Genomic DNA, 21,559 nt, shown 5'->3' with positions numbered 1-21,559 from the left:
GGACAACCTCGCCTACGACCCGGACAAACACGGCGCCCTCCAACGACTGATCGCCCACCAACAACCGGCGGCTTGACACAGGGCAACTCATGCCGACACCTCCGCCGCGCACGCCTCGGACGGGACGACCGGCCCGCCCTCGGTCAGCAACACCGCGGACAACTGCTGCAGCGCCGACGGGATCACCCAGTAGTACACCCAGGTGCCGCGACGCTCGCAGTTCAGCAGGCCGGCGGCGCGGAGCACCTTCAGGTGGTGCGAGATCGTCGGCTGCGACAGGTCGAACGACGCGGAGATGTCGCACACGCAGGCTTCACCACCGGCGTGGCTGGCGATCAGGCTCAGCAAGCGCAGGCGCACGGGATCGCCGAGGGCCTTGAACATCCGGGCCAGATCCCCGGCCCAGTCCTCGGTCAGTGGTTCACGCGCGAGCGGCGAGCAACACGCACCACCGTCCGGCAACTCCTGATTCGACATCCGTCGATATTGACAGATGTCGAATCAAGGTGCAACGCACCGGACGGCCAGGGCGCGGATCAGGCCGAGCGCCGCGTACTACTCGGCGCGTCCGGACGGGAAGTGCACCGACCCGTCATTGCCGATGCAACCACCCTGGACGGGGCCGCTGCCGAAGAAGACGCCGTTGAGTTGCCCGCTTTGTCCGGGAGCGTTCGATCCGACTCCGGCACCGCCGACGCCGATCGCCCCGCACTGGTAACTGTTGTTGTCGGCGGGGGTGTTGGGGTCGGCGTGGACGTGGAGCTGCGAGCCGGGTGTGTTCGGGTCCCCATGAAATGCCGGTGCCGCCGCCACGACGCCCGAACCGAGCGCAAAAGAGGCGGCGATCGCAGCCGATGTAATCGCCGTGCGCAATGCGAACGTGTTCATCTGATGTCACCTTTGATTCGATTGTCGCCCGGCTTCGCACCGGTCGATGATTCTCGGGTTACACATGATTTCGGTGTATCCGTTTTCCCGATGAAACAATTATGGTCCGAGCGGTTGGCGGAAATCACCCCTTCGAGTGGTTATCGGTGTTTTCAAGTGCGACGCCTGCGCCCACCTCGCCACGGCCGCAGCGCCCCTGGTCGTGACCGCGATCCTGTCGCCGCGCCGAAACTGACTGACCCCGAACGGTTCACGTGTCAGTTTCGGACGACCGCTAGCGTTGGAGTGCCCGACATTTGCACGTTCGAAGGGAAACTGCCACGCATGGCCGGTGACGAGATTTCGGAAGGCAACGACGCGCACCCGACCGCGACGCCACAGTTGCGCCGGCGGCTGGGGGTGTTCGACTCGGTGATGATCGGCCTCGGGTCGATGATCGGGGCGGGAATCTTCGCCGCGCTGGGGCCTGCCGCGTCCGCCGCCGGCGGCGCCCTGCTCGTCGGGTTGGCCGTGGCCGCGGTGATCGCGTACTGCAATGCCCACTCCTCGGCCCGGCTCGCCGCGCTGTACCCGCAATCCGGTGGCACCTATGTCTACGGCCGCGAACGCCTCGGACCGTTCTTCGGATATCTGGCCGGCTGGGGATTCGTTTTCGGCAAGACCGCCTCGTGTGCCGCGATGGCCCTGACCGTCGGCGCCTACGCCTGGCCCGGCCGCGAACATCTCGTCGCGGTCGTCGCCGTCGCCGCCATCACGGCCGTGAACTACCTGGGTGTACAGAAGTCCGCGCTGGTCACCCGGGTCATCGTGTTCGCGGTGCTCGCCGTCCTCGCTGTGGTCGTCGTCGTGTGCCTGACCGGTTCCGACACCGACTTCGACGGCCTCGCGATCACCTCCGGCCACGGCATGACCGGAGTTCTGCAGGCCGCCGGCCTGCTGTTCTTCGCGTTCGCCGGGTACGCCCGAATCGCCACGCTCGGCGAGGAGGTGAAGGACCCGGCCCGGACCATCTCCCGGGCGATCCCTATCGCGCTGGCAATCACACTCGTCGTGTACCTGTGCGTCGCGATCGCCGTCCTGGAGGCTCTCGGCGCCGACGCACTCGCTGCCGCGACGGATCCACTCGCGCAGGCCGTCGCCGCTGTGGGGTTCGGGGGCCTCGAGCCGGTGGTCCGGGTGGCTGCGGTGATCGCGGCGCTCGGCTCGCTGCTCGCCCTGATCCTCGGGGTGTCACGGACCACGTTCGCGATGGCGCGGGACGGCCACCTGCCACGTCAACTCGACGCCGTCCACCCGCGGTTCGCGGTGCCCTATCGGGCCGAGTTGGCCGTCGGTGTGGTGGTGGCGCTCCTCGCCGCGACAGCGGATCTGCGCGGCGTCATCGGGTTCTCCTCGTTCGCGGTGCTGGTCTACTACCTGATCGCCAACGCATCGGCCTGGACGTTGTCCGCGAAACCGTGGTCGCGGCTGGTGGCCGTCGTCGGCGCCGTCGGATGCCTCGTTCTCGCTGCGTTCCTCCCTCTTGCCTCGGTGATCGCGGGTGTGATCGTCCTCGGTATCGGGGCCATGATCTACGGGATCCGCAGCTCCCGGCGGACGTGACGCTCGCGTGCGCACTGCGACCCCGCACAGCATTTCGACTATCTTGCGACGGCAATTCACCACGCGCAGTCGTCTCGCGTGGGAGTCTTCAACGACTATCCCTGCGCCGGGAGAAGGTGAGAATGTTCGTCCTGGTCCGGCACTCCCATGCAGGCGACAAGAAGCAGTGGCACGGCCCTGACACCGAGCGACCGCTGAGCCCGCTCGGGCACGAGCAGGCCCACGGCCTCGTCGCGGCGCTGAGCGGCATCGAGATCGCGACACTGTTCTCGAGTCCCACCACCCGTTGTCGCCAGACCCTGCTGCCGCTCGCCGAGGCGGGTGGTCTGCGTATCGACGATCACCCACTGCTGGCACCGGATGCACCGCCCGACGAACTGTTCGCCGTACTACACGGACTCGACGCCGACAGGGCAGTCTTCTGCACCCACGGGGAGATCCTCAACGCGCTGGCCGAGTTCGCGCGGTCGCGCGGCGTGCCGGACATCCCTCCCTCGGGGGCGACCGCGAAAGGGGGCGCGTGGTTCGTCGATTGCGGCGCCGGTCCGCCCCCGACGCTGCGGTACCTCGCGCCGATTCCGGCCGGCTGACCCCGACTGCTAGGCCGACGCGAGCCGGGCGGCGTCCGCCCGGGCCTGCCGCGCCTTCTGCAGTTCCAGGCCGTACAGCAGGCCGAAGGTGAAACCGTTCTCGCCGGGTGTCGTGCCGGCGCGGGCACCGAGAGTCCGGAGCGTCTCCGCGGCGACGACGCTGTCCTGGTGCTCACCGAGTACTTTCTGCATCTTCTTGAACCGAGCTGCCTTCTTCTTTGCCGACTTCCTCCCGAGAATCGGTGCGGCGAGTTCGGCGGCGTACCGGGCTCGTTTGGCGGCCTTCCGCGCGCGGTGCAGGGCGGCGTCGTCGTTGCCGGCAGTCGCGGTGGCGACGCGCGTGAGCGCCTTGCGTTCGGCTTTTCGCACATTCTTTTCGATCACGCGGGGATCGTCGACGGCCTCGGCGGTCAGCGGTGGAGTGGTGCGCCACTGCGCCAGGGCGGCCAGCAACGCACGGTAGCGGTCACCGTCGAGCGCAACCATCACCTCTTTTCTCTGACGGAGTTGCTCGGCGAGCAGATCGTTCTCGATGCGCGCGGCAACCGGGCCCATCACGAGTTCCGTAGACAGGGCGGCGAGAGCATCCGCGAAGCGTGCGCGTTGCACCTGCCGATCCCGCACCTCCCCGAGCAAACCGGCGTACCAGGACAGTTCCGCGTCGAGTTCTGCCCGCGCTGCCGGTTCGAACAGACGCCTGAATACCCGCAGCGTGCTGCGGAAACGCCGGATTCCCACACGGGTGGGATGGACGGGGTCCAGCCCACGACGCAACCACACGTCGCCGGCCACGATCGCCTGAACCTGGGCATCCAGATAGTCGACGAGCACCGCTTCCACCGTCGTTCGGGGCGTGCCGCCGCCGTCGACCGCGAGGTGCGCGACGGTGAGCACACGGCTGAGCTTCGACGGATACGGGGACGGCTGCGCACCGCGGCGGGTGAGGCGTTTACCGATCTTCCCGAGCAGTTTCTCGTCCCCGGCGTCGCCGAGTTCGACCTCCACCTCCCGCCACTCACTCAGGACGGCGCGATCACCGGCGACGGCACCGCGCACCTGGTCGTCGGCCACTTCCGCCAGCAGTCGGTCCTCCCGGTCGAGGAGTCGCTGCGTGCGTCTCACAGTTTTCAGCGTCGCCACCGGGTGCACGGGTTTGCCCAGTGCGACACCCGCAATCATGGTCGCCAACTCGTCGGGAACCCCGTCACTCTCACCCGAAGGCATACGAATCTCGGTGCGGGCTTTGTCGGCGGGGACCTTCAACTGCCATCCGACATCGGCATCCCCGGTCCGGCGGCGGAACGTGATCTTCTGACGGAGCAGATCGCGGTCATCCGTGTCGTAGTAGACGCTCTTCAGATTCACCGTGCCCTGCTCGATCCGTCCACCGGCAGGCAACACGTCCTCGAGATCCGGCAGGACGAACTCGAGCCCCACCTCGTACTTGTCTTCCCGCTCCCGCTGCGTCGACACCATGGATCCAGTCTGCACCCACGCGGGCCGACCCGATCTTCGCCGCGCGATCGGCACGAAGTGCAGTTAATCTGTCAGCGGTGCAATTGTCGATCGCACCTCGCCACCGGAGCCGATGCGTTGCGAAAATCTATCCGCAACTGAATCTTTCACACGATCCATCGGGTCGTGCCCGCATTCCCAGTGCCTTGACTGTGCTCGGTGTTCGAGAGGGGAATGATTCGACATGAGCAAACCGAACAGGCGTCACGACCTCGCACACCCCGCAGCGGACCTCGGCTGGATAACGCGGGCTCAGTGTCGAGAAGGAGACCCGGATCAGCTCTTCGTCACAGGCGCCGCGCAACGCAAAGCCGCCGCCCTGTGCCGGCACTGTCCGGTGCTGATGGAATGCGGTGCGTACGCGCTCGACAATCGAGTCGAATTCGGCATCTGGGGTGGGATGACGGAACGGCAGCGCCGCGCACTGCTCGCGGCGCATCCCGGGGTCCGCTGGTCCGACTTCCTGACGGCGAAACACCGGCGCTGACTCGGTTCACTCGATCACCGTGGACGAACTTGTGCGACGCACTCGACTCGTATGCTGACCGCTGTCGCTACAACGAGACATCTTTCTTTCCGATACTGATGAGGTATTCGTCAGCTTCGGGTTCTTCGGTGAAGGAGATTACTTCGCCGATCTCGCGTCGCAGGACTGTGAGTACTTCTGCAGGGGTCGCATAGAAGAACTCGCGCCGTGGATTGACCTTGTTCACGCGGCGGTCGGCGAAGGCCAGCGCGTGTACATCGAAGCGGAAGGGCACAGATGCGTCACCGAGTTCGCGGACGCGGTCCATTGGTTCGAGTCGGCGGGTCATGCCGATCTTGACCGTGTTGATTCCGAACGCTCCCATGTTGGAGATGACATAGACGAATCCTGCACGGATGTTCGCGGCTCGGTAGTCGACGTTATCGAGAGCGTGCTGCACGTCGCCGAGCTTGTCGCGTAGACGTTGCGCTCCCGCGGTGTCACCACTTGCTTCGAGTGCGGTGAGGGCGTTGCGGTAATGCGCGAGTTCCTTCTCCAACTTCGCGCGTTCGGCCTGAAGCTCTTGCTCAGCTTTGCGTTGCTCGCGCAACTCCTCCCGGCGTTCGCGCTCAGCTTCTTTCTCTTCCTGAACTTTCATGTGGAAGTCGGCTGCCAGCTCCAGTTCTGTGAGCCGCAGTCGATGGTAGTGATCGGTGACCCGCAAGCTGATCATCTGGCCCTGCTTCGAGATCTGGTCAGCGGCCTTGAACAGTCTCTGGCTGGCCACGGGCAGGTTACCGGCCTTCACAGTCTTCACGCAGTTCTCGGCCTCGGCGTTGTAGGCGCGGAGCATGATTCGCGACATATCGGAGACAAACTTGCGGCCCTGAGCTGCGGAGTTATTGAACGTAAAGTTTGTGGTCGCGGTGATCGCCGTCTTGTCTTTGACAGCCTGTTTGATCGCAGATTGCACGCGGAGAAGCTCGTCCTTGAGCTGTACAGAGGTTTCTGCGGGGTGGTGGTAGCGATAAAGCCCGACCGATTGCAACTCTTGTTGTACTTGCGCCTCGACGAGCGCGCCCCGCGCCGCTGTGATCTGCTGATCCACCTCGACCTTCTCCTGTCGAAGTCGCGCGACGTCCGCCGTCAAGCGTGTGGATTCGGCGTCGAGCGCAGCAACCCCGGCAAGGCCCATGCGGTCGACGAGATGCTGCAATCTGTCGACTTCGGACTGAAGTTCCTGGGCGCGCTTCTTGGCGTTGAATACGGACAGGGGTCGCTGCGCCTGCGCAATGTCGGCGGTGCCGGAGGCAGGGGTGCGGGGTGCCGGATTCTCCGCGCCTGCGAAGGGTTGTGTCGCGGAGCTCCACCGACTGCCGTCCCACCAGCGAAGGTGAGGCTGGCCCTGCGGATCGGGGTGCCAGCCAGGAGGAATCGGCGTTGTCATGCCCAATAGATATCAAAATCGATCGAATGAACGAAGAGAGGATCGCAGTCTCGAAGTCGTGGATTTTAGTCAATACGCCATTCGATCGACATCGGAGAACAAGTGAAGAGACACCGATTGATTCATCACGAACCCTCCACCTCCGGTCGGGTGAGGAATGATCGAACCGTGACCGGACAACCCGTGATGTACGTGATCGACGGCGCGCGCATCCACACGCTCGACGACGTCTTCACGGTGGTCGGAGAAGCGGTACGCGGTGAAGGCGGGTATTTCGGCCGCAACCTGGACGCGTTCGCCGACTGCCTCACCAGTGGATACGGCACGCCTGATGACGGTCGTTTCTTCTTCGTATGGGAGAACAGCGACAGATCCCGCGAGGCCCTCGGGTACGCAGAGACTGCTCGTCAGCTCGAGCGGCGTCTCGCGCAGTGCCACCCGACGAACCGGGCGAGGGTGCGCGCCGAACTCGAGCGCGCTCTGAGGGAGGACGGGCCCACGGCCTTCGACTGGGTTGTCGACATCTTCGAGTTCCGGGATGTGCGGCTCGATCTCCGGTAGGAGGTAGTTCTCACTCGGTCCGGTAGAGAACCACCCGGAAGTATCGGGAATCGCGGCGGAAGGTCGGTGCGGTGACGCCGTACCGTGCGAGGAACTCGTGCTGTTCGATGAACCGAAGGTCACCGGACGTGCCGGGCACCGAGAACTGCCGATTCGGCATGCGCCACGTACCTGTGTCGGGTACGTCCCCCATCTGCACGGTGCCAGGCAGCAGTTTCCAGCCGTGGTCAGTGTGCAGTTCGAGGTTCGCGACGACCTCGATCGACGCGACCACTCCGCTCGCGGACAGTACGGGCTGAGGTGAAAATACCGGATACCTGTCGACACAGAAAGCTCCGCGGTCGACCCCGTTCGGCCGCACCTCGACCTCCTCGGCCAGTGATTGGAGCCCGGCGGGAAGCTGCTGCTCGTCGAGCCAGGAGAGAGAGGTGGTCACGGTGTCGCCTGGGTGCCAGACAGAGTCTGCGGAGACGGGTTCGTCGTCGACGAAGACCGTGAGCGTCTGCGGTGAGCGATGTTCAGGCGTGCGTCGTTGCCGTTCGACGGGCATCGTCAGACCCCGCGCAGTAGGCGGGCCGATGGGCGAAGCCATCGGGTGCGGGGTTACCTTGCAGCAGACGATACGCGCCCTGCCGCATCGGTTCGAACGCCGCTGCCGCACTGAACGCGGCAGCGGCGTCGGCGAGCACCGCCCGATCGCTGCGAATCAGTACGGTAGCGACGAGCAGCTGGGGCGGTCGACGATGGCCTGACCCTCGCAGAACATGGCCTTCTCGTCGTCGTCGAAACGGTCACGCCGATCCCGGTCACGGGCGTCGCGGTCCGACTGCGAGGTCACTGCGACGTCAGACCCCGACGAGGCGGGCATGGCGCTCGCGATTCCGGCTGCGCCGGTGACAGAGAATGCGACTGCGACGAACATCAGGCCGGCGCGAAGGGCGGTGTGGCGAAACATGCGAAGTCCTTGGTGGTGTGTGGTCGAGTATTCCTTGGCCACACCAACATTGCCTCCCCGGAAAGCAGGTCGACAGATACCCTAGGGTGCGCGTTGCCCACCCCTGTGCGCTGACGCGCCCGTGAGTACTTGTTAACCGCGGGCGGTTAATAAGTACTCACAGGCGGCGAAGCCGCAGGGCGGTGCGGAGTCCCGCACGCCGTCCGGTGCCTCCGTCGACGGGCATAGTGAGCGCTGTGCGGAATTTCAGTTCGGACGCGGTCTCGGGAGCATCGTCGGCCGTCGCGGACAGAAACCGGTCCGGGAGCGCCAACTTGTGGATGGTGCGCAGGGTCAAAAAGTATTGCTTGGCAAGCGAGCCGGTGGTGTAGGGCAGATCGTACTTATCGCACAGTCCGCGAACCCGCGTCGCGATTTCCGGGTAGCGGTTGCTGGGGAGGTCGGGGAACAGGTGGTGCTCGATCTGGTAGCACAGGTTGCCGCTCAGGAATGCCAGCACGGCGCCGGCCCGGAAGTTGGCGGTGCCGAGCATCTGGCGTAGATACCATTCCGCCCGGGTCTCGTTGTCGAGTTCGGCGGGGGTGAACTTCTCTGCGCCGTCCGGGAAGTGTCCACAGAAGATCACGACGTAGGCCCACAGGTTTCGCAGAAGGTTGGCGGCGAGGTTCGCCTTCAGCGTCCGCCGCCACCGCCGGCCACTGAGGGCAGGAAAGAGTATGTAATCCTTGCCGGTCTGCCGAACGATCTTGCCGATCAGTGCTCGGGTGTGGCCGGACTTCTCGGCGGCGGTGCCGGCGCGCTCCTGTTCGGAATACAGCCCGTGCAGGGCGATACCCCATTCGAACGTGGCCGCCAACAACAGGTTCCGCAGCGGTTGCAGAAGGTTGTCCGGTTTCCACGGCTGGTCGCGGGTGATGCGGATGACGCCGAATCCGAGGTCGTCGTCCATCCCGATCACGTTGCTGAACACGTGGTGGCGATAGTTGTGGGAGTACTGCCACTGGGACGACAGGCCCGCCATGTCCCACTCCCAGGTGCTGGAGTGGATTTCCGGGTCGTTCATCCAGTCCCACTGGCCGTGGGACACGTTGTGCCCGATCTCCATGTTCTCCACGCTCTTGGCCACGGCGAGAGCGGTGGTCCCGAGTGCCCATCCGACGCGCGTCCGGCTTGCGTGGATCACCAGCCGCGCAGCGGCATCCAGCCCGCGCTGGAAGGCGATCGTGCGGCGGATGTAGGTGGCATCGCGCTCACCGAGTGAATCGGTGATGTCCCGCCTGATCGCGTCGAGTTCGGTGCTGAGCGCCTCGACGTCCTCCACTGTGAGGTGCGCGTATTCCTTGATGTCGGATATCGCCATGCTCGACTCCAGATTCCGGATCCACCCCGGGACGGCTGTGGGTCAGTAGTAGTGGCGTCGGCCCGCGACCGCGTGGCCGGCCATGCCCATGACCTCGAGCACCACTCCGATGATGATGAGCGCTATCCCGATGTACAGGAGCACTGGGACGCTGAGGACCAAGCCGACTATGGCGAGGATGATTCCGAGAATGATCATGATGACGGCCTGATTTCGGGACGGGGGTTGAGATTCGGACTGGTGTGGGTGCGGTCAGTGTTTGAAAATGCCTTTGATCTTCTGCCCTGCCTGCTTGATCTGGTCGCCGGCTTGCTTGGCTTTGCCCTTGGCTTCCTGTGCGCGTCCCTCGGCTTCCATGCGCTCGTTTCCGAGCGCCTTCCCGACGGTCTTCTTGGCGGCGCCTTCAGCGGTTTCAGCTTTGTGGCGAAGCTTTTTCCCGATACTCATGGCGGTGTTTCTCGTTTCTCGGTTGCGCGGCGGGCGCGGACCAATGGTCGTTCGTCAGCGGGTGTGTGTCACCGCTGGAGTTCAACACGCTTGCGACTCCGACGATCTCGGACGATCATGACGGCCTCCTGTGGCCCACGTTGCATACCCAAGTCAACGCCGGATTTCGTCGCATGTCAACACTGTAGATCTACGGTTTAGGCCTACAGTTGAAGCGAGGGAAGGTGTCGTGATGGCGAAGATGCCTGCGCGTCGTTCGATCCACTCCGACGGTGGCCCGATCACCCGTGAGCGGATACTCGAGTGCGCGCTCGAGATCATCGACCGTGACGGCATCGACGGGCTGTCCATGCGCCGCCTCGGTAAAGCACTCGGCCGCGACCCGATGACCCTGTACCGCCACGCCCCGAACAAGGCGGCGTTGCTCGACGGGGTCGCCGAGCGTGTCGTCGAAGAACTCGAGGTTGATACCGACGACGGCGACTGGGCCACGCAGCTGCGGGAGGTCGCGCGGGGCTTTCGCCGGCTTGCTCTCGCCCATCCTGAGGTGGTACCGCTACTGGTCACCCGGCCGCTGTCGACACCGCTCGGGCTCAGGCCGCTCGGCACCCTGCGCCCACTCGAGGACATCCTGGCCCTGCTCACCAAGGTGGGGTTCACCGACGCCGATGCCTTGCACGTCTATCGGGCGTTGTTCGGCTTCCTCTACGGCCACGTCCTCAACGAGTTGCAGGAACTCGTCGAGCGCCCCGACGAGTCCGACGACCTTCTGCGCCTCGGCCTTCACCGCCTGCCGATCGGCGAGTTCCCTCTACTCCGGGGCCTGGCACCGGTGCTGGCGTCCTACGACGGCGCCGCCGAACTCGAACGTGGAGTCGACATCCTCCTCGCCGGCCTGACCGCGACGCTGACGCCGCCCGACCCTCCGCCGGGCCGGTGACGTGAACGGGCGCCGGGTACCGTCGCCGGCGTGGCTCTCATCCATCAGGCTCAGCTGTCCCCGTCCAAGGCCGAGATGCTCGGTGACTGGGTTCCTCGCCAGTCCTGGATCGGGTCCGCCGACGCGTCGGCGCTCGAGGTGGTCGGTGCGTACCGGTTCGACGATCCGGCCGGGGAGGTCGGCATCGAAACCCACCTGGTCCGGACGGCGGACGGGCAGGTCGTGCAGGTGCCGGTGACCTACCGCGGTGCCCCGATGCCCGGTGCGGAGGCGTCGTTGATCACCACGATGCAGCATTCCGTGCTCGGTGAGCGCTGGGTCTACGACGCTTGCGTCGACCCGGTGTACGTGAGTGCGCTGGCGACGGCCATCCTGACGGGAGGGACCGAGGCGGAACTCCAGTTCGCCGCACCCAGCGAGCGTCGAGAGGTGACCACCAGGGTGTCGGGTAGCGGCTCACCAAGCTCGGCCGTACCCGTCGTCGGTGCCGTGACCTGCGCGAATGAGGGAACGACCACCGTCATCGCGACGGACGAGATCGGCGTGCGAGTGTTCCGGGTGATCGATCCGGATCAGGTCGCGGCTCTCGGCTCACACACCCTCGAGGGCACCTGGCCTGGCCGAGGCGCGCCGGCGCTGCTCGCGATCGCATATCCGACGGAGCACGACGAGGTGTGACGTCGGAGGGGCGGAATATCTCCGAAGGCGGTACTGTTGAAGCCGTCGACGGTGTCGGACATACCCCGGGTACCACATTAAAATTGTCGCCGAGTGCGACCACTTGCCGAGAGGCGATATGACGGCACCGTCGCAGAGGCCGCCGGCACCTTCAGGTGTCGGCGGCTTTCTTATGCCGTGATCCTTACCCGACAGTCTCGAATCCGGCCAGCATCTGCTCGAGGGCGGCCTGGTCGGGCCCGACGAAGGGATCCGACTTCGGTGCCTCGGCGAGCATGTCCAGAAACTCGGCGGTGCGTCCGTCCGCCGGTGGGAGGTGGGTGCTGAGGATCCAGCGGGGATCGAGCGCGCGCAGCGCGGCGACGGTGTTCAGGAACTTCGTCTCGTCCACCAGGTGCACCCAGGGGCTGTCGACGGTGGCCCACACGTGCTGCGCGGCACGGACGGCGCCGGGTGTGGAGTACCCGACGTCGTCGGCGGTGGCGAGTTCGGCGGTCTCCATCGGCGCCCCGAAGCAATCCGATGAGAAGTAGGCTTCGCTGCGGTCGTCGTAGAAGCCGACCGTGCTGGGATTGTCGAACAGCGGCGGACGCAGCGCCGTCAGTGTCCGATCGCCGACGTCGAGGGATTGACCCGGATTGAGCAGGTAGACCCGGTCCATCGGGACGGGCCGTGCGCACGACATGATGCCGACGCCCGTGAACGTCGTGATCAGGCGGGCGCGTGGCGCCGCGTCGAGCAGATCGAAGAGCGCGCCGGTGTGATCGCGGTCCGGATGTGTCAGCCAGATCCACTCGACGTCCGCCGGGTCGAGCGCCGATCCGAGGGCGTCCATGAAACCGCGTTCGGGCAGGGTCAGTCCGGTGTCGACGACGACGGGTTCGGCGGCGTGAAGCACGTAGGCGTTCACCGGTAGGTGCCCGATCCCCGGTACTTCCAGTTCGTCGCCGAGTACCGTGATGTCGCGTCGGATTCTGTTGATACGCATGGGATCGCCTTTCGCTCGTCGTGACCGTCACGAACTGGACATCCCTGACGCTAGGAGCGATGGAACGCGCGCACCATTCCACAATTCTGGTATTTCCGGAGGCCGATCCCCGCTCGTAGGATTGACTGGTGAGCGTGGATTCCGCGCAGTGCGCGGCAGACAAGATCGCACGACTGTGCGCCGCCCCACGTGGTCTGGTCTCGCTGTGGCAGGCCGCGTCGGACGTCGTCGCCGCTGTCGTCCCGTACTACTGGACGCCGTGCTGGTTCACCCTCGACCCCGTGTCCTTGCTGATGACCAGTCACTATCACCCCGGCATGGACGAGTTTCCGGTGGAATGGCTGGCCGCCGAGTACTACGAGGACGACGTTCAATCCGTCCCCGACGTAATGCGTTCCTTCGAAGGGATTTCCACGCTGCACGAGGCCTCGAACGGTGATCCGTCGAGAAGTCCGCGCTGGCTCCGGAACCGGACGCTCGGTGGCGACCAGGAGTTGATCGTGCGGCTGCGCACCCACTCGGGAGAAACATGGGGAGCGCTGTCGCTCTATCGCAACGAGGGGATGCCGGTGTTCTCCGAAACCGAGAAGTCGTTCGTGAAGGAGATTGCGCCGGCTCTCGCGGGCGGTGCCCGCCGTGCACTGCTCTTCGGGCAGGCCGAGGAACCGGAGTATGCCGATTCGCCGGGTCTGCTCGTCCTCGACGAGAACTGGAACATCGAATCCGCGACCCCCGGGGTCGACCGGTGGATGCTGGATCTGCCGGGCGGGGACTGGGATCGCGGTCGGCTACCGGCCGCGGTGATCACTCTCGCCGGTCGTGTGCTGCGCGGTGTGGAAGACCGCGACCGGCTGGGCGACGTGGCCATCTCGCGGGTGCTGTCGCGGTCGGGAGCGTGGGTGGTGCTGCACGGCGCCTGCCTGACGTCGACGGGGCGGCGGCGTATCGCGGTGATCGTCGAGCCGGCTCATCCGAGTCGTCTGTATCCGCTGCTGATGTCTGCGTACGGGCTGACCGAGCGTGAGAAGGAAGTCACGTCGATGGTGTTGCAAGGGGCGTCGACGTCGCAGATCTCCGCTGACTTGTCCGTGTCGGCGTACACCGTGCAGCAACACCTGAAGAGCATCTTCGACAAGACCGGCGTGCACAGTCGGCGAGACCTGGTCGGGAAGGTGTTCTTTCACCACTACGAACCGCGGTTCCGCGACAACGAGAAGCGGACCCTCGCAGGTCGGCCTGTCCGAGGTGGTCCCTGGCCGACGCAGACCGTGCCCCGGTAGACCGGTTCTACCGGCAACCGGGGCACGGTCCTGATCGGGCGGCGGTCAGGGGCCGGAGCCTACTGTTCCTTCTTCAGGCGGGCGGCCAGCATCGCCTTACCCAGGTCGCCACCCTTCCGGCTCACGGCTTGGGCGCGGCGGAAGAAGTCGGCCAACTCGGCGTCGCCGTCCATGTCGGCGTCCGAGATGTAGCCCTCGAGACGCAGGGCGTTGCTCAGTGACGCTTCGACGAACCAAATCAGGTTGTAGTCCTTGTCCCGAACACCGGTCACCGAACCTGCGTCTTGTTCACTCATCAGTGCGTCCTTCCCGAGAAACGGCCGACTGTCTTGTGGTTCCTGCCTACCCGTGTGGTTGCGTCGTAAACGTGAGGCGCGCCGGGCTCAGGCGAATACCCAGTTCATCAGGACGACGTACAGCCCGGTCCCGACGACGATCGAGAGCACCGCATTTTTGCGCCACAGGTGCACCCCCGCCGTCGCCCCCACTGCGATCAGTTCGGGGATCCCGTGCGACGGGGCGGTGACGGAGACGTTCTTCAGGGAGTACGCCACCAGGATCAGCATGATCCCGGCCGGCATGTAGACACCCAGATGGCCGACGAGTGCAGACGAGCGCAACGGCATGACGATCGCGAAGGGGACCGCGCGCAGAGCGAACGTGACGATCGCCATGATCGCGATGGCCGAGAGGATGTAACCGGCGTCAGGCATCGGTGCGCACCTTTCGCCGGCTGAAGAAGTAGCGGATGACGAGCAGGCTCACGAAGGCGAACATCGCTATCGGCAGCATGTGTTCGGGGTCGACGAGTCGCGCGATCAGCGCGCACATCACGGCCATCGAGGGAACCGCGAAACCGCTCTGGGCCCGGATGGCCTCGATGGACAGCACGACGAACAGCGCGGTCAGCGCGAAGTCGAGGCCGACGATATTCTCCGGGATCCATTGCGCCGCGGTCGCTCCGAGCATCGCTCCACCGATCCAGTACGCGTGGAGATACAACTGCGAGTACACGATGACCCGACCGGACATCGACTTCCGGTCGCCGGTGACCGTCATGGCGTAGGCCTCGTCGGTCAGCGCGAACATGCTGTAGAAGCGGGCGAGCCGGCCCTTCACCCGGTCGAGGGGAAAGCTCAAGGCGTAGAACACGTGCCGGAAGTTCACCAGCAATGCGGTCAGCGCGATGTACGGGAGCGGCGTCATCGCGGCCACCATGCCGACCGCGATGAATTCGAGGGAACCGGCGTAGATCAGCGAGGTGAAGACCATCGCCCACCACGGGTTGAGGCCCTGCTGGACGACGAGCACCCCGAGGGCGATGCCCAGCGGAACCAGCCCGATTCCGACGGGGAGGGACGCCTGCAGGGCGCGACGCCACTCCGGGGGCTGCCGGGGGTCGGGGTCGACGACTGCGGTCGTCGAGAGGGTTGCTGGATCGATCACCACGCAAATCTATAGCAACTATCCCGGTGCACGATTGCGAGCAAATGCCCATTCTCCGCACTCTGCGCAATATTAGTTCAATGGACGACATCGATCACGCAATTCTGGACCATCTGCGGAACGACTCCAGTCTGACCAACACGGAATTGGCGGATCTCGTGGGTCTGACCCCTTCCCCGTGCCTGCGCCGGGTCAAGAAGCTCGAGGCGGACGGAGTCATCACCGGCTACCGCGCCATCGTCAGCCAGGAAGCGCTCGATCGGGGTTTCCAGGTGATCGTCACCGCCGAGATCGGTGTGAACGACCAGGCGACCATCGAACAGTTCGAGTCCCGGGTCGCCGCCTTCGACGAGGTGATCGAATGTCGGAGGCTGTTCGGGATCCCCGACTACTTCATCCGGGTAGCGGTCCGCGACCTCGCGACGTACGAGAACTTCATGGCCACCAAGCTCAGCGGGCTCCCGGCGGTCTCGCGGGTCACCTCGTTGATCACGATGAAGACCATCAAGAGCGCCGACTGAGTCAGCGGTGTGCCGCGACCTCTCGGTAGAACTCGAGATGTTTCTGCGCGACGTCGTCCCATCGATGTGAGCGAGCGAAGGCGCGCCCCTCGTCGAGGGAGGAATCGTCGGCGGGTTCGGTCAGGGCACGTGCCATCTCTTCGTGGGTGGACGCGTACCGGACCGTCCCGAGAAAGACCTCCCGGAGGACCGGCAGGTCGCGGGCGGCGACGGGAACGCCCGCCGCCAGGGCTTCCATCGCGGCCAGCCCGAATCCTTCCTTGGTGGAGAGGAAGGCGAACGAGTGCGCCTGGGCCACCAGCGAGGGGAGCTCGGCGTCGTCGATCGTTCCGAGGATGGTCGGTGCCACACCCAGCTCTGCGGCCCGTCGGTCGAACTCGTCCCGGTACCCCCGGTAGTCGAACAGGGTCTCGCCGCCCGCGAACACCAGCCGCAGGTCCGGTCGCTCCTTGACGAGCAGCGCGTACGACTCCACCAGGTCGATGCTGCCCTTGCGCGGTTCGATACCGCCGACCGCCAACACGTAGTCGCCCAATTCACCGGCCCACCTGCCGCGGCGCCCGGTGTCCTCGCGGGCTTCCTCGAATCGGGCGGCGTCCACACCGTTCGGAATGACGGCGCAATCGAGACCCCACCCGGCGGAGACCTCCGCGGCGACGGCGGCGGACACGCAGATCCGCGCGTACGGATCCACGATCGCGCGCTCGTGGCAGGCGGCGAGCGCGGGCGTCGTGAACTGGTCGAGATGGTGGATGGTTCGCACGCACCGCCCGACGGCGTTGGCACTGATGCAGTCCTGCGCGTGGACGATGTCGTAGGCCTCCGGTGTGAAGGCGGCACGCATCGTCTCGATGGATCGGAGGATCCGCTCACCGACGGTCTCGTCGTCGACGTGTGCGAAGGGCACCACCCGCACGGCGACCGTCGGGTCGACCGGACGGAAGAAGGCGGCGTCGCCCTGCCTGCCCAGGGTCCAGACCGTCACGTCCGCGCCCTGCCGTGCGAGGGCCTCGGCCAACGCCAGCGTGTGCACGACTCCCCCGCGCGGTTTGGTCGAATAGGTCAGAAGCGCGATCCGCACGTCAGTGTTCTCCTCGGTCCAGCAGTCTCCGATAGGTGTCGATGCGGCGTTCCTCCAGGTGCCGCAGCACCTTCCTGGCCCGGTCCACCTCGTAGTCGACGTCGAGTTCGGCGACGGCGAGGCCGCCCTTCGTCCCCGTTCGCGCGAGCACGTCGCCGCCCGGGCCCACCACCTTGGCCTGACCGAGGAATCGCAGTCCACCCTGGATTCCGGTCTGGTTGGACGACACGAGGACCACCTGGTTCTCGGCGGCCCGTGCCGAGTCGTAGAGGTCGAACAGGCGTGATTGCCTGTCCTGCGTCATGCGCGCCGCCCGGTCCGTGATGCTGGCCGGCCACGCGGACAACGCGGCGATGATCCGCGCGCCGTCGAGCGCGAGGGTGCGGGCGGATTCCGGGAACGTCTTGTCGTAGTCGATCAGCATCCCGATCCGGCCCACCGGTGTGTCGAAGGCGGTGAAAGAGTCACCCGCGGCGTACGCCAGGGATTCCCCGGCCGGCTGATGCACCTTGCGGTGACTGCCCAGCACTCCGTCGCCGGTCACGCAGGTGGCGGCGTTGTATCGCACCCCGTCGCACAGTTCCGTGTACCCGATGCAGACCGTCATGCGGCCCGCCATCTTCGCGACGGCATGCAGCTCCGGGCTGTCCGCGGCGAGCGCGGGCGGGAGCTCCTCCGTGTCCGGCCGCCGGAGATCCGAGATGTAGCCGCCGAGGCAGGCGTCGGGCAGGACGAGCAGGTCCACGCCGTCGTTCGTCGCACTCTCGATCAGCGCCTGCAACTTCAGGAGCGCTCGATCGATGTCGCGGCCGAAGTGCCCCGCCAACGCTGCCAACCGTGTCGTCACCATAGGCGTCAGGCTAGTGTCGCCGTCGCCGGCAACACACCCGCCTCCAGTTCGATGCGATCCGCCAGATACTCCGCGTCCCGCGCCACTCCCGCGAACCGTCCCGAACCCCACGTGTGCTGCCACGGAAGGCCGAGGAAGTACAGCCCGGGCACCGCGGTGACGCCGCGGTTGTGGGTGGGATGGCCCTCACCGTCGAACACGCCCGCGCGGAGCCACCGGTAGTCGGTCCGGAAACCGATGGACCACACCACCGACGTGATGCCCGACGTCGGCAGGTCCAGCTCCGTGACCTCACGTTCGGGGCGCCAGACCGGCACGTAGCGGTCCTCGTGCGGCGCGTCGATGCCCGCGCGGTCGATGTAGGCGTCGATGGAATTCTTGATGCTCTCACTCACGGTGTCGGCAGCATCCAGCGACGACTCCAGGGTGGGCGCGAACCGCAGGGTTCCGTCCACGACGTCGAGCAACCGCCCGTACAGACGCATTCCTGCGAGCGCAAAGGCGCGGAGGTCGATGTCGCGGCCACCGTCCCGGCCGGTGACGTAGTGGTTGGTGTTCTCCCGCTTGCCCAGACCGCCCGGGTGATCGGCGATCGAGACATCGTAGGTGCCCATGTCGTGCAGCCAGGCCACGCAGTCCCGGCCCCGGTAGAACCGCGCGACCCGCGGCGCCCCACCGGTGACGAGGTGGACGGTGCGACCCGCCAGATGAAGATCCTCCGCGATCTGGGCGCCTGACTGGCCGTTGCCGACCACGAGAACCTCGCCCGCGGGCAGGTCGCCGGCGCTCCGGTACTGCGACGAGTGCAATTGGGTGATGTCGGCGGGCAGCCGTTCGGCGAACCGGGGCACGACAGGAGTGTGGTACCCGCCGACCGCGACCACGACGTGGTCGGCGTGCATCGAGCCTTCCGTCGTGTCCACGTCGAACCCTCCGGAACCCGATTGCCGCACCGCGACCACCGTGACCCTCTCGCGCACAGGAGGATCGAAGGTATCGGCGTACCCGCGCACGAACTGGTAGGTCTGCTCGCGGTTCATGAACCCGTCCGGATCGCCGCCCGAGTAGCTGTATCCCGGCAGGCTGCACTGCCAGTTCGGGGTGACGAGAGTGAAGCTGTCCCAGCGACTGTCGCGCCACTCGTGTGCGATCGACTCTCGTTCGAGCACCACGTGGTCGATTCCACGCTGCACCAGATGCCAGCTGATCGACAGGCCCGCCTGGCCGCCGCCGATCACGACGACTGTGTGTTGTTCGGTCATCACGACTCTCCGGGGAGGGAAGCCGGGTTCATCTCGAGGACCCGGACGAGGGATTGGGGGTCGAGGGTGCGGCCGGCGCGTTCGAGTTCCTGCATCTGCTCGGACGCGGACGTGCAGTACATCCCGAACTTGGCGCGGACCCGCTCACTGGCCTCGGTGAGCGCCGTCGTGGTGCGTGTGAGGAAATCGGCGACCGTGTAGTCCTCACCGGCCACCAGGTGGTCGTGCATGACCAGCGACGGCGAGTAGCAGGACTGGGTGCGTCCGTCCGGCCACCGCACCGTGAACGTCATCTCAGGCATCGACGGGCTCCAGTTCGGCTGTCGTGGTGCGGAGGAACGACGGTCGCGCCGTCGCGTCGAGGCGGGTGCCGCTCACCCGGTTGTCCGCGATGACGTCGCCGTACAGTTCCGGCCGGCGGTCCCGGAGGTTGTACATCCCGCCGCTGCGAATCGCGTCCAGTTCGGCCCGCACATCCAGCGTGGCCGAGGCGAGGCCGGGTTCCACGCCTGTGGTGGAGAGGATCTCGCCGCCCGGGCCGACGATTTTCGCGCTGCACACGAACCGGAGCGACCCGAACGTCCCCGCCTGATTCGACGCCACCCAGACCACCTGATTCTCCGTGGCCCGCGCGCGGTCGTAGATGTCGAATCTCTGCTTCCACCGGTCGTCTTCGGGATTCTCGACGCGGTTGGTGCGGGCGGTGGGCCACGCCGACAGGGACGTGATGATCTCCGCGCCGTCGAGGGCGAGCGTCCTCGCGGCCTCGGGAAAGGCCTTGTCGTAACAGATCTGCATGCCCATCCGTCCGACCGGTGTGTCGAACGCTTCGTACTTGTCGCCGGCGCGGTAGCAGAGGTTCTCCCCCAGTGGCTGGTGCACCTTGCGGTACGAGCCGAGTATCCCGTCGCCGTGCAGCGTCACCGCGGCGTTGTACCGGTCGGCGCCGTCGGCTTCGCAGAACCCGAGGGTGATCACCAGGTCGCCGGCCATGTCGGCGACCCGCCGGATCTCGGGCCCGTCCAATTCCAGTGCGGGCGGAAGGCTGCGGAGCCGGCGCTGCCGCTGCTCTTCGCTTTCGTCGCCTCCGCCCAGGCTGGGCAGGTAACCGCCCAGGCAGGCCTCCGGAAGCACGAGTAGCGAACTCCCGGCTGCCCGCGCCTGCTCGATCAGTTCACCGATCGTGCGATACGCCTGTTCCATGTTGCGGCCGAACTCTGCTGCCGCAACGGAGATTCCGATGTCAGTCATGCTCTTCCCAATCCTGTGACCGTGGAGTGCACCACGCGTGTCGTTACGCCGTCGGGCCAGCGAAGGCTGACCCCCGGCTCAAATGTCAATTCCCCGCAGACGCCCGAGGTGGCCGGTCCGGCGGGCGCCACCGCGCTACCCCGCCGATCGGCAGTGACCATCGCGAACCCGGGAAAGCACGTCATCCAGTCACCCGCCGTAGTCCCGGGCGGCCGCGGGACCGCTGCGACGTCGAGGACGGCGCCCAGTCCACTCGCCTCGGCGAGCATCCCGGTGGTGCCCGCGATCCCCGCCATGCTGATGTCCTTCGCCGCGGCGGGGCGGGTGCGGGCAACGAACGAGGCCATGTCCCGCAGTGCGTCCGACCTGCGATGGGACGTCGAATCCCACTGTTGTCCGGTGTATCCCGGCCGCCATCGCCCGCCGAGATCTGCCGTCAGCGTGAGCTCGTCGCCGACCCGGCCACCACCCGCGGGCACCGGATCCGGGGTGCGTCCGAGCGCCGTCACCGACAGCGCCGCGGGAACACCGAGTTGGGTGTGGCCGCCCAGTACCGGTACGTCCCACGCCGCCGCAGCCCGGCTGAGCCCACGGATCACCTTCGACAGGATCGACGTGTTCGGTGCGCCGACGGAGTCGAGCATTCCGACCGGGACGGCACCCATCGCCGACAGGTCGTTGAGGTTGACGAGGGCGGCGCACCATCCGGCCCACTCCGGATCGCGTTGAACCATGGCGGGCAGGATGGCGTCACACGCCGCGATCAGGTCGCTGCCCGGTACCGGCGCGCCGTCGTCGCCGCGGAACCCGCTGCCGCCGAGCGCATCACCGTGCGTACCGAAGGGCGCCAGGGTGTCGGCCAGACAGGACTTCGTGCTCTGGACCAGACGCTCGACGCGATCGATCGGCCACGTCATGTGCACGTGCGGGGCGCCCGCCACCGTGACGTCTCCCATCCGCGTCCAGCCCAGGTGCGCGAACATCGTTTCGTTCCCGCTCTGTACGGTGGCGTCGAACCGCAGCACACCACGGGATTCGGCGTGAGCGCAGGCGGCGCGCACGAGTGCCTTTCCGATTCCCCTGCTGTTCCGGACGTTTCGACCCACCACCAGGCGGCTTCCCGCCCACCACCCTAGGTCGGTGCCGTCCGTCATCGGTGCGAGGCGAACACCGCCGAGCACCTCGCCCGTGGTGCTGATCGCCACTAGCACCACGGTTCGGGGGTCGTCGTCGACATCGTCCCGGTCGCTGGCGGTGAACAGTCCCTGTTCCATGACGAACGTCTCACGCCGCAGTCGTCGGTACGCCTCGGTCATCACCCGACCGGTGGCGGGTTGCACGAGGAAGCTCCGCTGTGACTCCTGAATCGACGGCCCGGTGAGGACGGCGAAGTCGGAGGGAGTGCTCTCGGCGGTCGGCAGGTCCCACATG

General features: G+C 66.2%; 27 protein-coding genes. 8 read left to right on the top strand and 19 right to left on the bottom strand.

From position 1 onward, the window contains the following. Positions 1-87: 87 nt before the first annotated feature. Positions 88-477 carry an ArsR/SmtB family transcription factor gene (locus ACFVJ3_RS38065; protein ID WP_378456975.1) on the bottom strand — a complete coding sequence of 130 codons (390 nt, stop codon included), beginning with the start codon at positions 475-477 and terminating at the stop codon, positions 88-90. A gap of 78 nt (positions 478-555) precedes the next feature. After that, positions 556-888, bottom strand: coding sequence for a hypothetical protein (locus tag ACFVJ3_RS38060; RefSeq protein WP_041811548.1), 333 nt, complete (start codon positions 886-888; stop codon positions 556-558). 324 nt (positions 889-1,212) lie between these two features. Between ACFVJ3_RS38060 and ACFVJ3_RS38055 the strand changes: the two genes are divergently transcribed. Then, positions 1,213-2,490: an APC family permease gene (locus ACFVJ3_RS38055; protein ID WP_378456974.1), complete on the top strand. Its 1,278-nt coding sequence runs from the start codon at positions 1,213-1,215 to the stop codon at positions 2,488-2,490. 122 nt (positions 2,491-2,612) lie between these two features. Next, positions 2,613-3,080 (top strand): SixA phosphatase family protein, encoded by a 468-nt coding sequence (locus ACFVJ3_RS38050; RefSeq protein WP_378456973.1) that lies wholly within the window; start codon positions 2,613-2,615, stop codon positions 3,078-3,080. 9 nt (positions 3,081-3,089) lie between these two features. Here ACFVJ3_RS38050 and ACFVJ3_RS38045 read toward each other — a convergent pair whose 3' ends face one another. Then, the gene (locus ACFVJ3_RS38045; protein WP_378456972.1) at positions 3,090-4,556 is read right to left on the bottom strand and encodes a CYTH and CHAD domain-containing protein; all 1,467 of its coding nucleotides are present in this window, start codon (positions 4,554-4,556) and stop codon (positions 3,090-3,092) included. Positions 4,557-4,779: 223 nt separating this feature from the next. Between ACFVJ3_RS38045 and ACFVJ3_RS38040 the strand changes: the two genes are divergently transcribed. Further along, the gene (locus ACFVJ3_RS38040) at positions 4,780-5,082 is read left to right on the top strand and encodes a WhiB family transcriptional regulator (RefSeq protein ID WP_378456971.1); all 303 of its coding nucleotides are present in this window, start codon (positions 4,780-4,782) and stop codon (positions 5,080-5,082) included. A 67-nt stretch (positions 5,083-5,149) separates the two neighbouring features. Here the strand turns inward: ACFVJ3_RS38040 and ACFVJ3_RS38035 are convergent, their stop codons facing one another. Further along, on the bottom strand, positions 5,150-6,508 hold the full coding sequence (locus tag ACFVJ3_RS38035; protein WP_378456970.1) for a DUF4041 domain-containing protein: 1,359 nt from the start codon (positions 6,506-6,508) through the stop codon (positions 5,150-5,152). A 168-nt stretch (positions 6,509-6,676) separates the two neighbouring features. On the opposite strand from ACFVJ3_RS38035, the gene ACFVJ3_RS38030 reads away from it, so the two are divergent. Next, the gene (locus ACFVJ3_RS38030) at positions 6,677-7,069 is read left to right on the top strand and encodes a barstar family protein (protein ID WP_378456969.1); all 393 of its coding nucleotides are present in this window, start codon (positions 6,677-6,679) and stop codon (positions 7,067-7,069) included. A gap of 10 nt (positions 7,070-7,079) precedes the next feature. On the opposite strand, the gene ACFVJ3_RS38025 is transcribed toward ACFVJ3_RS38030, so the two are convergent. The 5 genes from ACFVJ3_RS38025 to ACFVJ3_RS38005 all read right to left on the bottom strand — a co-directional run bounded on the left by ACFVJ3_RS38025 (position 7,080) and on the right by ACFVJ3_RS38005 (position 9,831). Then, entirely contained in the window at positions 7,080-7,505 is a 426-nt protein-coding gene (locus ACFVJ3_RS38025) for a hypothetical protein (RefSeq protein ID WP_378456968.1), read from the bottom strand. 270 nt (positions 7,506-7,775) lie between these two features. Next, positions 7,776-8,024, bottom strand: coding sequence for a hypothetical protein (locus ACFVJ3_RS38020; protein WP_378456967.1), 249 nt, complete (start codon positions 8,022-8,024; stop codon positions 7,776-7,778). 157 nt (positions 8,025-8,181) lie between these two features. Beyond that, entirely contained in the window at positions 8,182-9,384 is a 1,203-nt protein-coding gene (locus ACFVJ3_RS38015) for a fatty acid desaturase family protein (RefSeq protein WP_378456966.1), read from the bottom strand. 42 nt (positions 9,385-9,426) lie between these two features. Next, complete coding sequence (locus ACFVJ3_RS38010; RefSeq protein WP_005249980.1) at positions 9,427-9,582, bottom strand: DUF6131 family protein; 156 nt, start codon at positions 9,580-9,582, stop codon at positions 9,427-9,429. A gap of 54 nt (positions 9,583-9,636) precedes the next feature. Continuing rightward, positions 9,637-9,831 carry a CsbD family protein gene (locus ACFVJ3_RS38005; protein WP_378456965.1) on the bottom strand — a complete coding sequence of 65 codons (195 nt, stop codon included), beginning with the start codon at positions 9,829-9,831 and terminating at the stop codon, positions 9,637-9,639. 232 nt (positions 9,832-10,063) lie between these two features. On the opposite strand from ACFVJ3_RS38005, the gene ACFVJ3_RS38000 reads away from it, so the two are divergent. After that, the gene (locus tag ACFVJ3_RS38000) at positions 10,064-10,771 is read left to right on the top strand and encodes a TetR/AcrR family transcriptional regulator C-terminal domain-containing protein (RefSeq protein ID WP_378456964.1); all 708 of its coding nucleotides are present in this window, start codon (positions 10,064-10,066) and stop codon (positions 10,769-10,771) included. Positions 10,772-10,801: 30 nt separating this feature from the next. Further along, a complete protein-coding gene (locus ACFVJ3_RS37995; protein WP_378456963.1) occupies positions 10,802-11,449 on the top strand; it encodes a hypothetical protein in 648 nt (215 codons plus the stop codon). 184 nt (positions 11,450-11,633) lie between these two features. On the opposite strand, the gene ACFVJ3_RS37990 is transcribed toward ACFVJ3_RS37995, so the two are convergent. Further along, positions 11,634-12,437: an MBL fold metallo-hydrolase gene (locus tag ACFVJ3_RS37990; RefSeq protein ID WP_378456962.1), complete on the bottom strand. Its 804-nt coding sequence runs from the start codon at positions 12,435-12,437 to the stop codon at positions 11,634-11,636. Between the two features lie 128 nt (positions 12,438-12,565). Here ACFVJ3_RS37990 and ACFVJ3_RS37985 point away from each other — a divergent pair, with 128 nt between their 5' ends. After that, the gene (locus ACFVJ3_RS37985; protein WP_378456961.1) at positions 12,566-13,717 is read left to right on the top strand and encodes a helix-turn-helix transcriptional regulator; all 1,152 of its coding nucleotides are present in this window, start codon (positions 12,566-12,568) and stop codon (positions 13,715-13,717) included. A 59-nt stretch (positions 13,718-13,776) separates the two neighbouring features. On the opposite strand, the gene ACFVJ3_RS37980 is transcribed toward ACFVJ3_RS37985, so the two are convergent. The 3 genes from ACFVJ3_RS37980 to ACFVJ3_RS37970 all read right to left on the bottom strand — a co-directional run bounded on the left by ACFVJ3_RS37980 (position 13,777) and on the right by ACFVJ3_RS37970 (position 15,166). Next, entirely contained in the window at positions 13,777-14,013 is a 237-nt protein-coding gene (locus tag ACFVJ3_RS37980; RefSeq protein WP_378456960.1) for a hypothetical protein, read from the bottom strand. 87 nt (positions 14,014-14,100) lie between these two features. Next, positions 14,101-14,430: a branched-chain amino acid transporter permease gene (locus tag ACFVJ3_RS37975; RefSeq protein WP_378456959.1), complete on the bottom strand. Its 330-nt coding sequence runs from the start codon at positions 14,428-14,430 to the stop codon at positions 14,101-14,103. Next, on the bottom strand, positions 14,423-15,166 hold the full coding sequence (locus ACFVJ3_RS37970) for an AzlC family ABC transporter permease (protein ID WP_378456958.1): 744 nt from the start codon (positions 15,164-15,166) through the stop codon (positions 14,423-14,425). Before ACFVJ3_RS37970 ends, ACFVJ3_RS37975 begins: the two co-directional genes overlap by 8 nt. A 77-nt stretch (positions 15,167-15,243) precedes the next feature. Between ACFVJ3_RS37970 and ACFVJ3_RS37965 the strand changes: the two genes are divergently transcribed. After that, positions 15,244-15,684 (top strand): Lrp/AsnC family transcriptional regulator, encoded by a 441-nt coding sequence (locus tag ACFVJ3_RS37965; RefSeq protein WP_005254660.1) that lies wholly within the window; start codon positions 15,244-15,246, stop codon positions 15,682-15,684. Position 15,685: 1 nt separating this feature from the next. Here the strand turns inward: ACFVJ3_RS37965 and ACFVJ3_RS37960 are convergent, their stop codons facing one another. Genes ACFVJ3_RS37960 through ACFVJ3_RS37935 form a run of 6 tightly spaced genes read right to left on the bottom strand, consistent with a single transcriptional unit; the run spans position 15,686 to position 21,558 of the window. After that, entirely contained in the window at positions 15,686-16,765 is a 1,080-nt protein-coding gene (locus ACFVJ3_RS37960; RefSeq protein ID WP_378456957.1) for an MSMEG_0565 family glycosyltransferase, read from the bottom strand. A gap of 1 nt (position 16,766) precedes the next feature. Beyond that, the gene (locus ACFVJ3_RS37955) at positions 16,767-17,615 is read right to left on the bottom strand and encodes a carbon-nitrogen hydrolase family protein (protein ID WP_378456956.1); all 849 of its coding nucleotides are present in this window, start codon (positions 17,613-17,615) and stop codon (positions 16,767-16,769) included. Between the two features lie 5 nt (positions 17,616-17,620). Beyond that, positions 17,621-18,877: an MSMEG_0569 family flavin-dependent oxidoreductase gene (locus ACFVJ3_RS37950; RefSeq protein ID WP_378456955.1), complete on the bottom strand. Its 1,257-nt coding sequence runs from the start codon at positions 18,875-18,877 to the stop codon at positions 17,621-17,623. Next, entirely contained in the window at positions 18,877-19,179 is a 303-nt protein-coding gene (locus ACFVJ3_RS37945; protein WP_378456954.1) for an MSMEG_0570 family nitrogen starvation response protein, read from the bottom strand. The genes ACFVJ3_RS37950 and ACFVJ3_RS37945 overlap by 1 nt, the downstream gene beginning before the upstream one ends. Beyond that, a complete protein-coding gene (locus ACFVJ3_RS37940) occupies positions 19,172-20,128 on the bottom strand; it encodes a carbon-nitrogen hydrolase family protein (protein WP_378456953.1) in 957 nt (318 codons plus the stop codon). Before ACFVJ3_RS37940 ends, ACFVJ3_RS37945 begins: the two co-directional genes overlap by 8 nt. Then, positions 20,125-21,558: an MSMEG_0567/sll0787 family protein gene (locus ACFVJ3_RS37935; RefSeq protein ID WP_378456952.1), complete on the bottom strand. Its 1,434-nt coding sequence runs from the start codon at positions 21,556-21,558 to the stop codon at positions 20,125-20,127. The genes ACFVJ3_RS37940 and ACFVJ3_RS37935 overlap by 4 nt, the downstream gene beginning before the upstream one ends. Position 21,559: the final 1 nt, after the last annotated feature.

Origin of the sequence: Rhodococcus sp. NPDC127593 (assembly GCF_042671975.1) — a bacterium.
GTDB lineage: Bacteria > Actinomycetota > Actinomycetes > Mycobacteriales > Mycobacteriaceae > Rhodococcus_F.
This window is presented reverse-complemented; position numbering and strand designations above follow the sequence as displayed.